This window comes from Mesorhizobium sp. M0106, assembly GCF_040322715.1.
Lineage (GTDB): Bacteria > Pseudomonadota > Alphaproteobacteria > Rhizobiales > Rhizobiaceae > Mesorhizobium.
Window position 1 is genome coordinate 1 of sequence record NZ_JAMYUA010000024.1, and the last position, 15,114, is coordinate 15,114.

11 protein-coding genes, 1 tRNA gene and 1 pseudogene are annotated in these 15,114 nt (G+C 61.9%); 12 read left to right on the top strand and 1 reads right to left on the bottom strand.

The window, feature by feature from the left end; genetic code table 11:
- Positions 1 to 921, top strand: a 921-nt coding sequence (gene tnpC / locus NKJ55_RS21910) for an IS66 family transposase (protein WP_352451680.1), incomplete at its 5' end; no start/stop codon positions are given.
- A 626-nt stretch (positions 922 to 1,547) separates the two neighbouring features.
- On the top strand, positions 1,548 to 1,739 hold the full coding sequence (locus tag NKJ55_RS21915; RefSeq protein ID WP_023679340.1) for a DUF6494 family protein: 192 nt from the start codon (positions 1,548 to 1,550) through the stop codon (positions 1,737 to 1,739).
- Positions 1,740 to 1,844: 105 nt separating this feature from the next.
- Here NKJ55_RS21915 and selD read toward each other — a convergent pair whose 3' ends face one another.
- Positions 1,845 to 2,921 (bottom strand): selenide, water dikinase SelD, encoded by a 1,077-nt coding sequence (selD, locus tag NKJ55_RS21920; RefSeq protein ID WP_352451681.1) that lies wholly within the window; start codon positions 2,919 to 2,921, stop codon positions 1,845 to 1,847.
- Between the two features lie 478 nt (positions 2,922 to 3,399).
- Here selD and fdnG point away from each other — a divergent pair, with 478 nt between their 5' ends.
- The 10 genes and pseudogenes from fdnG (at position 3,400) to NKJ55_RS21970 (ending at position 15,078) form a co-directional block, all read left to right on the top strand.
- On the top strand, positions 3,400 to 6,486 hold the full coding sequence (fdnG, locus tag NKJ55_RS21925) for a formate dehydrogenase-N subunit alpha (RefSeq protein ID WP_352451682.1): 3,087 nt from the start codon (positions 3,400 to 3,402) through the stop codon (positions 6,484 to 6,486).
- Positions 6,487 to 6,498: 12 nt separating this feature from the next.
- On the top strand, positions 6,499 to 7,449 hold the full coding sequence (gene fdxH, locus NKJ55_RS21930; protein ID WP_352451683.1) for a formate dehydrogenase subunit beta: 951 nt from the start codon (positions 6,499 to 6,501) through the stop codon (positions 7,447 to 7,449).
- Complete coding sequence (locus NKJ55_RS21935) at positions 7,436 to 8,134, top strand: formate dehydrogenase subunit gamma (RefSeq protein WP_352451684.1); 699 nt, start codon at positions 7,436 to 7,438, stop codon at positions 8,132 to 8,134. The genes fdxH and NKJ55_RS21935 overlap by 14 nt, the downstream gene beginning before the upstream one ends.
- Before the next feature lie 114 nt (positions 8,135 to 8,248).
- Positions 8,249 to 9,169, top strand: a complete 921-nt coding sequence (gene fdhE / locus NKJ55_RS21940; RefSeq protein ID WP_352451685.1) for a formate dehydrogenase accessory protein FdhE — start codon at positions 8,249 to 8,251, stop codon at positions 9,167 to 9,169.
- A 4-nt stretch (positions 9,170 to 9,173) separates the two neighbouring features.
- Positions 9,174 to 10,595, top strand: coding sequence for an L-seryl-tRNA(Sec) selenium transferase (selA, locus tag NKJ55_RS21945; RefSeq protein WP_352451686.1), 1,422 nt, complete (start codon positions 9,174 to 9,176; stop codon positions 10,593 to 10,595).
- The gene (locus tag NKJ55_RS21950) at positions 10,582 to 11,373 is read left to right on the top strand and encodes a tetratricopeptide repeat protein (protein ID WP_352451687.1); all 792 of its coding nucleotides are present in this window, start codon (positions 10,582 to 10,584) and stop codon (positions 11,371 to 11,373) included. Before selA ends, NKJ55_RS21950 begins: the two co-directional genes overlap by 14 nt.
- A pseudogene (gene selB, locus NKJ55_RS21955) lies at positions 11,370 to 13,205 on the top strand (selenocysteine-specific translation elongation factor); the annotation flags it as partial. The gene NKJ55_RS21950 and the pseudogene selB, both read left to right, overlap by 4 nt.
- A 123-nt stretch (positions 13,206 to 13,328) precedes the next feature.
- Positions 13,329 to 13,424: transfer RNA gene (locus tag NKJ55_RS21960), tRNA-Sec, on the top strand.
- 162 nt (positions 13,425 to 13,586) lie between these two features.
- Positions 13,587 to 13,895: a hypothetical protein gene (locus NKJ55_RS21965; RefSeq protein ID WP_352451688.1), complete on the top strand. Its 309-nt coding sequence runs from the start codon at positions 13,587 to 13,589 to the stop codon at positions 13,893 to 13,895.
- A 715-nt stretch (positions 13,896 to 14,610) separates the two neighbouring features.
- Positions 14,611 to 15,078, top strand: a complete 468-nt coding sequence (locus tag NKJ55_RS21970; protein ID WP_352451689.1) for a Ros/MucR family transcriptional regulator — start codon at positions 14,611 to 14,613, stop codon at positions 15,076 to 15,078.
- The last annotated feature ends 36 nt before the right edge of the window (positions 15,079 to 15,114 follow it).

Here is a 15,114-nt window from a genome sequence, read left to right on the forward strand (position 1 = left end):
CGTGGCGCTCTGGGTCACTGGATGATCGGCTCGAGCGAAAAGCATCTCGCCCGCATCTATGACGTGCTGAAGCTGCGGCTCAGATCGCAGCCCCTCATCCATGGCGACGAGACCACGGTCCAGGTGCTGAAGGAAATGGACAGAGAGGCCACCAGCACCTCGTACATGTGGGCATACCGGAGCGGCCACGACAGTGACGAGCCGATCGTGCTGCTCGATTATCAGCCGGGTCGCGGCCAGATACACCCGCAGACCTTCTTGGGCGATTACCGCGGCATCGTGATGAGTGACGGTTATTCCGCCTGGCGCACGCTGGAAGGGGCAACGCATCTTGGCTGCATGGCTCATTCGAGGCGGCGCTTCGTCGATGCCCTAAAGGCGAGGAAGAAGGGTGGCGGGCCGCCGGAACAGGCACTCCGGTTGTTCGAACAGCTCTATCGGGTTGAAAGGCAGGCGCGGAACGAAATCCCCGATGACGGCGAAACGCGAGATCACTGCATTCGCCGCTTCCGCCAGCAACATAGTGTCCCGATCCTCCAGGCTCTCAAGGCATGGCTCGACGACTTCGCTCCAAAAGTCTTGCCGGACAGCAAGCTCGGCGACGCCGTCTCCTACACCCTGAACCAATGGGGATATCTGACTCGTTACACCGAGGACGGCAGCATGCCGATCGACAACAATCTTCTCGAGCGTGACATCAGAATCTTTGCCACTGGCCGGAAAAGTTGGCTGTTCAGCGATACCGTCGACGGAGCCAGGGCCAGCGCCGTCATCTACAGCCTGATGTTGACCTGCCGCGCCTGTGGCGTCGAGCCGTTAGCGTGGCTGCGCCACGTCCTCACTGAACTACCTCAGCGCCCCGAGAACGCAGCCATCGAGGATCTGCTGCCCTTCAACTTCGCCAAAGCAACAGCAGTCTGATCAGACCAGATACCGTTCCCAATTCGAAGGCCATCCGTCGAAAGCGCCGGCGTCAACGTGCAGGGAAAATCGCGCTTACGCTTCAGGAAATGGGTGCACCCGGCGCAGCGGCGACCTTTGTTTGGAACATCCTAATAAAGCGCCACAGGCTTTGGGGTTCTTTTGGCGCCGCGCGCCGCAGGCTGACCTGTCATGCAGGAAGCAAGCCCACCTGCACCGGCAAATCGCCGCGCCGGTCGTCGACACCTTAAGAAATTTCCGGCGAGACAGCGCTTGGCCTGGCTCACATTGTGCCGACCCGCAATTTATCTCACCACGATCTTCTTTATTGATCTTTCCTCCATCGAACCCAAAGAAGCGCCGAGTGCTGATCAGATCGATTTGAGGTACTCGATCAGATCACTCTTTTCCTGATCGGTCAGATCAAGGCCGAGATGGCCGTCATAGTGCTCCTTCTGCGCAAGACGTCGATCGGTTCACTCCTCCTGCCAGGGGTCGATCAAGTTAAGGACCCGACGTCTCCTCCCGGCTCGAGGTCTATTTCAATAAAACCGTATGTCACCGTCCTGCTTCCTTGATCCCTTGCCTTCCCTTACAATCCCTTCCGGACACAGAGGAGTTCCGCCATGAGCGAAGACGCCGTCAACATGTCGATCCGCAAGTTCCTAAAGGAAGTCGGCGTCACCTCCCAGCGCAAGATCGAGGAGACGGTGCGCGAAGGGCAAATCGGCGGCAAGAAGCTGAAGGTCCGCATGACGCTGACGGCGGAAGGCACCGGCCTCAACCACGTGGTGGACGGCGAGATCGAACTTCCATAAGCCGGGCGAAGCGCGTCTTTGCCTGCCGATCCAGTGGTGGCAGGAGGTGGAGTGCCGCGAACTGGAGGGCGCACCCCGTCATCTGGCGGGACGCGGAGCGGCCGTTCAGGCCTCTACTACTATTGTCGGCGCGCCGGGCCTGGCATGGCCGATGATGCGAGCCGAAGGATAGCCGTCCGCGACGATCCTCTCGACGAGCGCCGCTGCGTGGTCGGTCTCGCAAGCAACCAGCAACCCGCCCGAAGTCTGTGGATCCGTGAGAAGATGGCGTCGCCACTCGGGCATGCCGGGAGGTAAGCTTACCGCGTCGCCATAGCTCGCCCAGTTGCGCCGCGATGCGCCGGTGACGTGGCCGTCGACCGCGAGCGAGGCAGCTTCGGAAAAGAGCGGCACGTCGTGGCTGCAAATTATCAGCGTGCACCCGGCACCGCGTGCCATCTCGAGGCCATGTCCGAGCAAGCCAAATCCGGTCACGTCGGTGACGGCGTGGACGCTCGCGTCCTGCGCCAGCTCCGATCCGATCCGGTTGAGAAGGGTGGTGGAGGCGATCATTTCGCGATAGCCGCTCTCGGAAAGCGCCTGCTTCTTGATGGCGGCGGAGTAGATGCCGACGCCGAGCCCTTTCGTCAGGATCAAGGCGTCACCCGGCCTGGTGTCAGAATTGCGTCGGATATCTCCGGGTCGGCATGTGCCGATGACTGCGAGGCCATAAATCGGCTCCGGCGAGTCGATCGAGTGGCCACCTGCAACCGGGATTCCGGCGTCGGCGCAGACAGCTTCGCCACCTTTCAGGATTTCGCGGACCATGAGCGTCGGGATCTTGTCGAGAGGCATCCCGAGGATCGCCAGCGCCATGATCGGCCGGCCACCCATCGCATAGATATCGGACAGGGCGTTGGTTGCGGCAATCCGGCCGAAATCGTAGGGGTCATCTACCATAGGCATGAAGAAGTCGGTGGTCGCGATGACGCAAGTCGCGCCGTCGAGTTGCCAGACTGCCGCATCGTCGCCGGTCTCCGTGCCAACGAGAAGCTGATGATAGGGACTGGCAGCCGCCGGATCGGCGAGAAGCTGCTGCAGCACTGACGGTGCCAGCTTACAGCCGCAACCGCCGCCATGGGCGAGGCTGGTCAGGCGCACAACGGGCGCATCGGTTATTTCGGGCGAGAGGGCGATTGCCATAGTCGTCGAGCCTCCTCTGCTGGCACGCTTTAGTAGGGATCAAGGTCAACCGGAATGGAAAATACGATCGCCCAACGCACGGCACGTTTGGAGCACGCTTGCTCTCAGCGGATTTCGTTGAGCTAGGAAAGGCAAGGACCGTATCCGGCGTGCGAGGCATCGCCGTCATTGGGTATCGATCGAAAGGCGCCCCGACCCGCGGGAGCTGTTTCATCGCCACGCTTTACTGTATGATAATGCGTTCGTTTTCGTCAATCTCAATCGCGGTCACGAAAGGATGACAAGAATATTCAACAATAATACACAATGCCGATTTGCGGGCACAAACCTGTTGCAGGAAGGCGGTTCGGAGGGGCGCTTTTGCTGCACCGTACGCGCCTCGTTCTTTGGCATTGATTTTATTTGGTCCGAGACTAGTTAGTCGGATTGAACCGTTGGTTCGAGTTGCCTTGTGGGGCATCGGCTTCGGGAGGAACCCATGAACATCGATCTTTCTCGACGCGCGTTCCTGCAAACAGCAGGCGCGGGTCTCGCCGGTACTACGCTTGGAGCCCTCGGCTTCGGCGATAGCGAGGCCGCACACGCGGCGGCTATACGGCCCTTCAAGCTCGCGAACACCACCGAAACACGCAACACCTGTCCATACTGCTCGGTGGCTTGCGGCATAATCTTGTATTCGAAGGGCGATCTCAGAAAGGGCGAGCCGGCCGAGATCACCCATATCGAGGGTGACACTGATCATCCGACCAATCGCGGCACCTTGTGCCCCAAAGGGTCGGCCCTGCTCGGATTTGTCAAGTCGCCGACCCGTCTGCAACATCCGATGATCCGCAAACCGGGCTCGGACAAGTTCGAGCCGATAAGCTGGGAAGACGCACTCGGCCGCATCGCCCGCCTGATGAAGGACGATCGCGACAAGAACTTCGTCGCGACGAACAATGACGGAGTGACGGTCAACCGGTGGATCACCACCGGCTTCCTCGCCGCCTCGGCTTCGACCAATGAAACCGCGTTCGCGACCTACAAGGTGGTCCGCAGCGCGGGCATGCTGGTGTTCGACAACCAGGCACGTGTCTGACACGGCCCGACGGTGGCGAGTCTCGCCCCAACATTCGGCCGCGGCGCAATGACCAATTCCTGGACCGACATCAAGAACACGGATCTCGTCGTCATCATGGGCGGCAATGCCGCAGAAGCGCATCCTTGCGGCTTCAAATGGGTCACAGAGGCGAAGGCCAACCGCGGCGCCAAGCTCATCGTCGTCGACCCGCGCTTTACGCGCTCAGCTTCGGTGTCGGATCTTTACGCGCCGATCCGCCAGGGAACGGACATCGCCTTCCTGCTCGGGCTGATCAACTACTGCATCCAGAACGATAAGGTGCAATGGGACTATCTGAAGGCCTTCACAAACGCGACGTATGTCGTCAAGGAGGGCTTCACCTATCAGGACGGCCTCTTCTCCGGCTATAACGAGGCGAAGCGAGACTATGACAAGTCCAGTTGGGACTATGACATAGGCACGGACGGCTTTGCCGTTGTCGACGCGACATTGGCCAATCCCCGCTGCGTCTGGAATCTGCTCAAGAAGCATGTCGCGGTCTACACGCCGGAGATGGTCGAGCGCATCTGCGGCACACCGAAGGACCGGTTCCTGGAGGTGGCCGCGATGGTCGCCGAGACATCGTCTCCGACCAAGGCGATGACCTCGATGTACGCGCTCGGCTGGACCCAGCACTCGAAGGGCTCGCAGAACATCCGCGCCATGGCGATGCTGCAGCTTGTTCTCGGCAATATCGGTGTACGCGGCGGCGGCATGAACGCGCTTCGCGGTCACTCCAACATCCAGGGGCTGACCGACCTCGGGCTGATGTCGAACCTGCTGCCCGGTTATCTGACGCTGCCGACTGAGAAGGAGGTCGATCTGGCAGCCTACATGTCGACCCGAGGCTTCAAGCCGCTCCGGCCGAACCAGATGAGCTACTGGCAGAACTACAGGAAGTTCTTCGTAAGCTTCCAGAAGTCAATGTGGGGCAACGCGGCAACGCCGGAGAACGGCTTCGCCTATGACTACCTGCCGAAGCTCGACCTGCCGGGCTACGATCTGCTGCGGGCTTTCGAGCTGATGCACCAGGGCAAGATGAACGGCTATTTCTGCCAGGGCTTCAACCCGCTACAGGCAGCTCCGAACAAGAAGAAGGTGATCGAGTCCCTCTCGAAGCTCAAATACCTCGTCATCATGGATCCGTTGGACACGGAGACGGGCCGGTTCTGGGAGAACCACGGGCCGTACAACGATGTCGATCCGTCGCAGATTCAGACGGAAGTCTACCAGCTTCCCTCCACCTGCTTCGCCGAGGACGACGGCTCGCTGGTCAATTCGGGGCGCTGGCTGCAGTGGCATTGGGCCGGCGGCACGCCCCCCGGCGAGGCCAAACGCGATACCTGGATCATGGCGCAGCTCTATCTGCGCCTGAAGGAGCTCTACACCAAGGAAGGTGGCGCCTTCGCGGATCCGATCGTCAAGCTCAACTGGCCTTATGCCGATCCCGGCGATCCGAAGGCCGAGGAGCTTGCCCAGGAGATCAATGGCAGGGCGCTCGCCAGGGTAACCGACACGGCCGACCCGACAAAGGTGCTGGCCGAGGCCGGAAAGCTCTTGCCGGGCTTCGCCGCGCTGCGCGACGACGGCTCCACCTCCTGCGGCTGCTGGATCTATTCCGGCTGCTTCAACGAAAACGGCAACAACATGGCCAGGCGGGACACCACCGATCCTGACGAAACCGGCGCCTATTCCAAATGGGCGTTCTCATGGCCCGCCAACCGCCGCATTCTCTACAACAGGGCGTCGGCTGACCTCACCGGAAAGGCTTGGGATCCAAGCCGCAAGGTGATTGAATGGGACGGCACGAAATGGTCGGGCTACGATGTCCCCGACATCTTGCCAACGGCAAAGCCCGATCAAGTAGGCCCGTTCATCATGAATCCGGAAGGCGTCTCGCGCCTCTTTACCCGGGGCATGATGCGCGACGGACCATTCCCGGCGCATTACGAGCCATTCGAGTCGCCCATCGCGAACCCGATAGCTCCCAAAGTTCGCGGCAACCCCGCAGCGCGGGTGTTCGAAGGCGATATGGCCCAGTTCGCCGAATCGGCTTCGCAGGAGTTTCCCTACGCGGCGACCTCCTACCGACTGACCGAGCATTTCCACTTCTGGACCAAGCACGTCATCACCAATGCGGTGATGCAGCCGGAGTTTTTCGTGGAAATTTCGGAACAGCTTGCGGCCGAGAAGGGCATCACCAAAGGCGGCTGGGTGCGCGTCTGGTCGAAGCGCGGTTCCGTTGTGGCGAAGGCCATGGTGACCAAGCGGATCAGGCCGCTCACCTGCGATGGCAAGACCGTCCACATCGTCGGAATACCATTGCACTGGGGCTTCACGGGAGCGGCGAAGAAAGGCTTTGGGCCGAACATGCTCACCCCCTTTGTCGGTGACGCCAACATCGAGACGCCGGAATACAAGGCGTTCCTTGTCAACATCGAGCCCATCGCCGGGCCGGTAGCGTAGGAGGAGTAAGCGATGTTTCCTCCACTTCCAAATCCTTCGACGACGGATATCGCACCGCGTTTTTCCGACAAGGACCTCATCCGCCGCTCTGCCTCGACGGTTCCCGCGCCCGAGCAGCAATTGAGGGAAGTCGCCAAGCTCATCGATGTTTCGAAATGCATCGGCTGCAAGGCGTGCCAGACGGCCTGCATCGAGTGGAACGACACGCATCCGGAGATCGGCTTCAATGCCGGCGTCTATGAGAATCCTGCCGATCTGACGCCGGACATGTTCACGCTGATGCGCTACAGCGAATGGGACAATCCCGAGACGAACGAACTCGAATGGCTGATCCGCAAGGATGGCTGTATGCACTGCGCTGACCCGGGCTGCCTCAAGGCTTGTCCGGCACCAGGCGCCATAGTGCAGTATTCGAACGGCATCGTCGATTTCGTCCATGAGAACTGCATCGGCTGCGGCTATTGCGTCAAGGGTTGCCCGTTCAACATTCCGCGCATCTCCAAAGTCGATCACACGGCCTACAAATGCACGCTCTGCTCCGACCGCGTGGCTGTCGGCCAGGGACCGGCCTGCGCCAAGGCCTGCCCGACCCAGGCGATCGTGTTCGGCACGAAAGACGAGATGAAACAGCACGCCGACGGCCGCATCAAGGACCTGAAATCGCGCGGCTATTCGAATGCCGGCCTCTACGATCCGCCCGGCGTCGGAGGGACGCATGTGATGTATGTGCTGCACCATGCCGACCAGCCGGAACTCTATTCGGGTCTGCCGAAGGAGCCGAAGATCAGTCCGCTCGTGGACGCGTGGAAGGGCGTGACCAAATATGCCGGCCTCACCATTCTCGGCGTGGCGGCCGGCGTCGGCCTGCTTCACCATCTGGTGATGGGACCGAACAGGGTCTCCGAGGCGGATGAGGAGCATGCCGAAGAGCTGACGGAAGGCGACAACGATGGCCGCGTATGACGTGAAGCCGAACGAGCAGGTACATCCCGGCAAGCCAGTCATCGTGGACCGCTACACGGTGAGCGCGCGGATCAACCATTGGATCACGGCGGCCAGCCTGATCCTGCTCGCCTTGTCCGGCCTTGCCATGTTTCACCCGAGCCTGTTCTTCCTGTCGGGGCTGTTTGGCGGCGGCCAGTTCACGCGCTTCATTCACCCATGGATCGGCGTCTTGCTCTTCTTCAGCTTCCTTGGGCTTTTCCTTCGGTTCTGGAAGGCCAATTTGTGGAGGCCCGAGGACGGAACGTGGCTCGCCCGTTTCCGTGACGTATTGTCCAATCACGAGGACAACGTCCCCGACGTCGGCAAGTACAATGCCGGCCAGAAGCTCGTCTTCTGGTCAATGTCGATCCTCATCATCATCCTGATTTCGAGCGGCATCGTCATCTGGCAACAATATTTCGCCGCTTACACCACGATCGGCCAGCAGCGGGTGGCGCTGCTTGTTCATTCGATCGCTGCCGTGGCGATCATCGGCGTCTGGATTATCCATTTCTATTCGGCCATCTGGGTACGCGGCACCATTCCCGCCATGACGCGCGGACGGGTGACCGGCGGCTGGGCTTGGCGGCATCATCGCAAATGGCTGCGTGAACTGATCGCAGGCAAACCGGACGGACGTTCGGGATCGAATCCCGCCGAATGAGCGGGTATTTGTTTTTACGCAATTCCGGACGGAAAACCGTTATACACTTTTCGTGGAATTGCTCTGGAGCAGTATCAAGCCGACCACGTGGCCCGTGAGGTTCGTGAGGTTGAAATGCCAAAGCAACAAGATCCGTCACGCTCTGACCCGACTGTAATCGGCGAGGTCTCGGCTCCACCCTTTGCGCGCCTGCCTGATCCGCGGACCTTGTTCATTCGCCGCTCCGAGCGATTGGATGTGTTGGCGGATGACCACCAGCTCGGCCCCTATCTCCGCTTCCTCTCTGCACTGACGGATGCGCAGCACCGCATCCAGGACGGCTTGCCGGAGATCGAATTGCCGACCGCGGAGGCGCGCGAGCGCGCACGAACCTTCGGTATGCCGCCGCTCGATCGCAACCAATCAACTTCGGATGCCGCCCTTGGAATGACGCTCGGCCGCCTGTTCGAAGTGGCAGCCACGATCGAAAAACCCAAGGCGGCCGCAGCCGCCTTGGACAGGCTGGCGAATATCGATGCGTCCGGGGTCGACTCCATGGTGCGCAATGTGCTCACCGATGCGATCCCAATGAACGCGCTTGCCGAGCATGTCTATGTCGCGGCCGCGCTGCAGGTTCACTTTGCCCGCCTCGCGGCATGTCTCGACAGCTCGAAGCTGGTTCCGGTTGCCGACGGCGCCTGTCCGGCCTGCGGTGGGCCGCCCGTATCCTCGATCATCGTCGGCTGGCACGGCGCACACGGGGCGCGGTTCTGCGTCTGCGCGCTGTGTGGAACATTGTGGAACCACGTCCGTGTCAAATGTACGCTGTGCGGCTCGACCAAGGGGATAGGCTATCAGGAAATCGAGGGAGGCTCTGGCGCGGTCAAAGCCGAGACCTGCGATGCATGCGGCTGCTATGTAAAGATCCTGTACCAGCACAAGGATCCGGCTCTCGATCCGGTCGCCGACGACGTGGCGACGCTCGGCCTCGACCTGCTCGTCCGCGAGGGTGGCCATCGCCGCGGATCGTTCAATCCGTTCCTTGTTGGCTATTGATACGATGACCCCTTCATCCGCAAACCCTTTGCGCAATCTTCCGTCGGTCGACCAAGTGCTGAGGACCCCGCTGGCGGCGGCCGCAATCGAGCGCTTCGGACGGCAGGCCGCGACGGAGGCCATTCGCCGAGCCGTCGCCGATGCGCGAATGGCCTCCCGCAATGCCGGAGCGATCGTGCCGGAGGCAAACGATCTTGCCGGCGACGCACTCTTGCAGCTCAGGGACGGCGAACGCTCTTCCCTGCGCCCCGTTTTCAACCTGACCGGAACGGTGCTGCATACCAATCTCGGACGAGCCCTCCTCGCGAAAGAGGCGGTCGACGCTGTTCGGCTGGCGATGCGCGAAGCGGTGGCTCTCGAATTCGATGTCGAGAAAGGCGAGCGCGGCGAACGGGACGATCATCTTCGATCGCTCGTTTGCGAGCTGACCGGAGCCGAGGATGCAACCGTCGTCAACAACAACGCGGCTGCCGTCCTTCTCGTCCTCAACACGCTGGCGCTCGGTCGCGAAGCGATCGTTTCGCGAGGCGAGTTGATCGAGATCGGCGGCTCTTTCCGGATGCCCGAGATCATGACGCGCGCCGGCGCCAGGCTTGTCGAGGTCGGCACCACCAACCGCACGCATCGCAAAGACTATGTCGCCGCGATCGGCCCGGAGGCCGGGCTCATCCTCAAGGTGCACACATCGAACTACCGGGTCGAAGGATTCACGGCCGAGATCCGGGCACCCGAGCTCGCTTCAATCGCCAAGGCGCATGGGATACCGCTGGTCCATGATCTCGGTTCGGGCACGCTGGTCGATCTAGCCCGCTACGGCCTTGGGCGCGAGCCGACCGTGCGCGAGGCGGTGGCCGACGGCGCCGATCTCGTCACATTCTCCGGCGACAAGCTGCTTGGCGGTCCGCAGGCGGGTTTCATCGTCGGCCGCAGGGACCTGCTCGCAGCGATCAGCCGCAACCCGATGAAGCGGGCGCTCAGGGTCGACAAGCTTCGTTTGGCCGCGCTCGAGGCGACGTTGAAGCTCTACCGCGACCCCGACCGGCTGGCCGAGCGCCTGCCGACGCTAAGGCTGCTCTCGCGCTCGGTGAAGGAGATTGCGGCGCAGGCAAAGCGCCTTGCTCCCCTGGTTGCTGACGCCGTGGGCGAAGCCTTTGCGGTCGACACGGTGGAGTGCCGGAGCCAAGTCGGATCCGGCGCGCTGCCGCTCGAAACCGTGCCAAGCGCCGGGCTTGCTCTCAAGCCGCGCTCAGGGAGCGGCCGGTCGCTCGAAGCGCTTGCGGCTGCGCTGCGTGGGCTGGGCGTCCCCGTGATCGGGCGCATCGAAAACCAGGCGCTCGTGCTCGATTTCCGCTGTCTGGAAGACGAGGCGAACTTCATCGCCAATCTAGCCGGCTTAAATCCGGGAGGAACCGATGCGTTGGCTTGACCGCCTTGCGCGCCGCCCAGCCGAGACGCCTGTGGCCGCACGCATGACCGAGGCCCTCGAAGCCGCGCGGCGAGGCGATCATGCCGTGGCTCTCTCCATATGGGAGCCGCTGGCTCACCGGGGCGTTGCCCGCGCTCAGAACAATATCGGCGCCTGCTTCGCCGAAGGGCTCGGCGTCGAGCGTGATGCGGAAATGGCCTTTCGCTGGCTGGCGCTCGCCGCCGAGGCAGGGGATCCTGTCGGGCAAAGGAACCTGGCGTCGCTCTATTTCCGCGGCGAAGGAGTCGAGCAGGACTTTCGCCGGGCGGCCGAGTTCTATCGGGCCGCAGCGGAAACTGGCGACGGACCGGCGCAGGATATGCTGAGCTGGATGCTGCTGGAGGGCGAAGTGATGGTTCCCGATGTCGGCGAGGCGCGACGTTGGGCGCTTGCCGCGGCCGATCAAGGCATCGCATCCGCGATGACCCGGATCGGCATGCTTTATCACAATGCGCTCGGCGTGCCGCGCGATCCGGACGAGGCTGTCCGCTGGTGGCGCCGTGCTGCCATGCGAGGAGACGCCGAAGGGCAGGCAATGCTCGGCGCCGCCTGCCATCTTGGCACGGGCGTGCCGGCTGACGCGGTCGAGGCGCTGGTTTGGCTCCTGCGTGCCGAGGCAGGCGGCAGCGCCCTTGCCAGCCGCTATCTGGCTGCAGTGCGGGCCGAATTGAGTGCAGGCGATGCCGCCGAGGCCGAGCGTCGCGCCGCCGCGCCGTGGCCGGAGACCGCATTATCATGATCGTTGGCACGGCGGGACATGTCGACCATGGCAAAACTGCGCTGGTGCATGCGCTGACCGGTATAAACACCGATCGTTTGCAGGAGGAAAAGACACGCGGCATGACGATCGATCTCGGCTTCGCCTATTTGCCGGTGCCGGGTGGGGATAGCATCGGTTTCGTCGATGTTCCCGGGCACGAGCGTTTCGTACACACGATGCTCGCCGGCGCCAGCGGCATCGACTTCGTGTTGCTCGTGGTGGCCGCCGACGACGGCGTCATGCCGCAAACCCGGGAGCATCTCGCCATCGTCGACCTGCTCGGTGTCAAGCGCGGCGCCGTCCTGCTCACGAAATGCGATCTGGCCGGTCCAGAGCGCCGCACTGCGGTGGCGAACGATATCCGCTCGGTGCTTGCCGGGACGATGCTTGCCGAGGCCCACCTGATTCCCGTCTCGGTCGTTACAGGCGAAGGTATCGATGAACTCAGGTATCTCTTGTTCGAGGAGGCGTCTCATCTTGCCCGGCGTGCAGTTTCGGGCCGTTTTCGATTAGCGGTGGACCGCTCGTTCACGCTGCGCGGCGTGGGCACCGTCGTGACGGGCACCGTGCTTTCGGGTTCTCTCGGTACTGGGGACAAGGTGGTCGTAAGCCCGTCAGGATTGCTTGCGCGGGTCCGATCGATCCACGCCCAGAACCGGCCGACTGAACGTGGTCGGGCGGGAGACCGTTGCGCGCTCAATCTGACCGGCGAAAGGGTTTTCAAGGAGGCGATCCGGCGCGGCGACGTAATTGTCGATCCGAAGCTTCACGCGCCGTCGGACCGGATCGATGCAAGCCTTCGCGTTCTGCCGGGTGAACGCAAGCCGATCGGCCAATGGTTTCCGGTGCGGCTCCACCATGCCGCGACGGAGGTGGGGGCACGCATTGTACTCCTCGGAGACGAACCGATCGGGCCTGGCGGCACGGCCAATGTTCAATTGGTGCTGGACAGTCCGATCGCGGCCGCTGCCGGCGACGTTTACGTGGTGCGCGACACCTCCGCGCAGCGAACCATCGGCGGCGGACATTTTCTCGATCTGCGGGCGCCCAGCCGCAAACGCCGCGCGCCGGAACGGCTGGTCCAACTCGATGCCCATGCGCTATTGGCGCCCGAACTGGCCGCCGCCGCACTCCTTGATGCGCCGCCCCACTATTTCGACCTGAAGGCTTTTGCGCGCGACAGGGCGCTTAGTGACTGCGAGACGGAAGGCCTGATCGATCAACTCGGGCTTGTCCGTTTTGCCGTCGGAGAAATGCTTCTCGTGCTGTCGCCAGAGCGCTGGTTGCGATTCAAGCGCGACTTGGCCGCGACCCTGGAGACCTTCCATGCCGACAATCCGGATTTGCCGGGCGTAGGAATGGAGAGATTGCGTATTGGGCTTGATCCACGTCTGGCGGCCCCCTCTTTCATAGCAGTTCTGCGGAGCCTTTCGCACGCTGGAGAAGTTGCCTTGGACGGCGCCTGGGTGCGGCTGCCCGGTCATGAGGCGCACCTGACGGCGAAGGATGAAACTCTCTGGCTGCAGATCCAGCCTCTCATCGGCGGACCCGAACGATTCCATCCGCCGAGAGTGTGGGATATTGCCGAGGTGCTGGCCGCGCCGGAGACAGAAATCCGGCGGCTTCTGAAGCTTGCCGGCCGCATGGGGAAGGTCCATGAGGTCGCTCATGACCACTTCTTCCAGCGCCAGGCGTTGGCGCAGATCGTGGAGATCGCGCGCGACCTCGCTGCGTCGATGCCCACAGACGAGTTCACCGCTGCTCAATTTCGCGATCGCGTGGGTAGCGGACGCAAGGTCGCCATCCATATCCTCGAATTTCTCGATCGGCACGGCGTGACGCTGCGGCGGGGAGACTTGCGCCGTCTGAACAGGCGCAGGCTGGACCTGTTCCGCCTGACAGGCGAGGGTGAGCCGCCGATGGCGCAAATTTCTGGAGGAGCATCGTCCCCGGTGGGGCGTCCGGACTTCAAATCCGGGAGGGGCCGCGAGTCGGTCTCTGGTGGGTTCGACTCCCACTCTCTTCCGCCATCCTAGTGAGCCAAGATGAACCCGACGGCTTCCTTTCTGAATGACCTGAAAACGACGGCTGAGACCGCCAGGACAACCGAGGCAAGCTTCAGGCGACAAGCGGCCAATCAGATCGCGGTTCTGGAACAGGAGCGCGCTTTCGCCTTCAGGCGGCTCAATCTCATGCAGGCGATCTCGGACGCCGTGGCCTCAGCCGAAAGTGAGGAGATCGCCGTGGCCAGCGCTTTGGCCGTCCTGCGCTTGCGGCTCGGCTGGAATGCGGACAGCGAGGCGCGCACGGAAGCGATCACGCATTTTGGCCCCGTTGCGCTTGCGTTGTTCCAGGCTGCGAAGCTGCCCGAGGACGAACCCGCCACCAATATCGGCGAGGCCCTTGCGATTTTTGAGCATTGGTACTCCGAATCCCGGGGATCGTCGTTCTGGTTGCTATTCGAGCACCAGATCGTGGACACGCCGCTGGTCGACTTTTGACCGACGGACTTTTCGGCATACCCGGATGTGAAAGCAGAGAGCGCAACGTCGCTTTTTTACCGACGAAACGATGCGGTAACCGGCGCCTCGGTTACCGCCGCAAGCAGCTGCTTGGGCGCGGACGCCGGAAGGCGTTCACTCCCATGACATGGGAGCCATATTCGAGCCTTATGTCGTCGAGGTTGGCCGGCTACCTAGAGATCGCGCGCGCTCTCAAACCAGGGGATATGTGACAGAACGAAAGGCGCTCGGCGCCAGGAACGGCGCGCAAGAAGACAGGAGCAATTAGCAGGTGGCCCGCGGAGCGCGCGACTCGATGGAAGGGCACGGGTGTCACCCCACCAAAGCTGGTGCAGAACTGCGACGAAGCGAAAGGCCCACCACGTCTGGGCATTGTTCCGCTCCGAGGCTTCATCATGGCTCTTTGATAATGGCAGGAGCAATCAAGGTGCTCATTGTCAGGTATCCCGCAATTCGTATAGGCCGCCATGGTTCTTGTTGCAGAGTTCTTTGAAGGCGGACTCTGCTTCCCGCGGGATCGTCTTCTCGTACTCACGCCATTTAGGGAGGCAGCCTTTGTCCCCGGGGAGCTTCGTATAGGTCGGGCCGCCCTGGCGGCCGGTCGATGATCCCGAGCATTTCGTTCTGTGGACCTGCTTCTTGCGCGATCCGAGTTTCCCCCATACGAAAGCGGACTTGCAATAGGAGTTGATGAATGACCGAAGAGAAGAATCGCCAGAACGCGGAATTGATGGAATTGACCGCGGATATTGTCGCGGCGTTTGTCCAAAATAACGCAGTGCCCGTAGCAAGCCTGCCCGATCTGATTTCTTCGGTAAACTCCGCTCTCGTTAGCTTAGTCAAGCCAACTGAAGTTGAGCAGCCAACACAGAACCCGGCGGTCAATCCCAAAAAGTCTGTGTTTCCCGACCACATCATTTCGCTGGAAAACGGGCGCAAGTTCAAGTCGATGAAACGGCACTTGGGCTTGCTTGGCATGACGCCTGACGAGTATCGAGCCAAGTGGGGGTTGGCGCGGGACTATCCTATGGTGGCACCAAGCTACGCAGCACAGCGATCGGAGCTGGCGAAGTCGATCGGACTTGGTCGCAAGGCGGGCGCAAAAATGCCCGCCAAGAAGCCCCCGGGCAAGAAGGTAGCAGCCAAGCGGGTGAAGGCCTAAGACCCAGCCTCAGGCAAGCGGACCAATGCAATGACA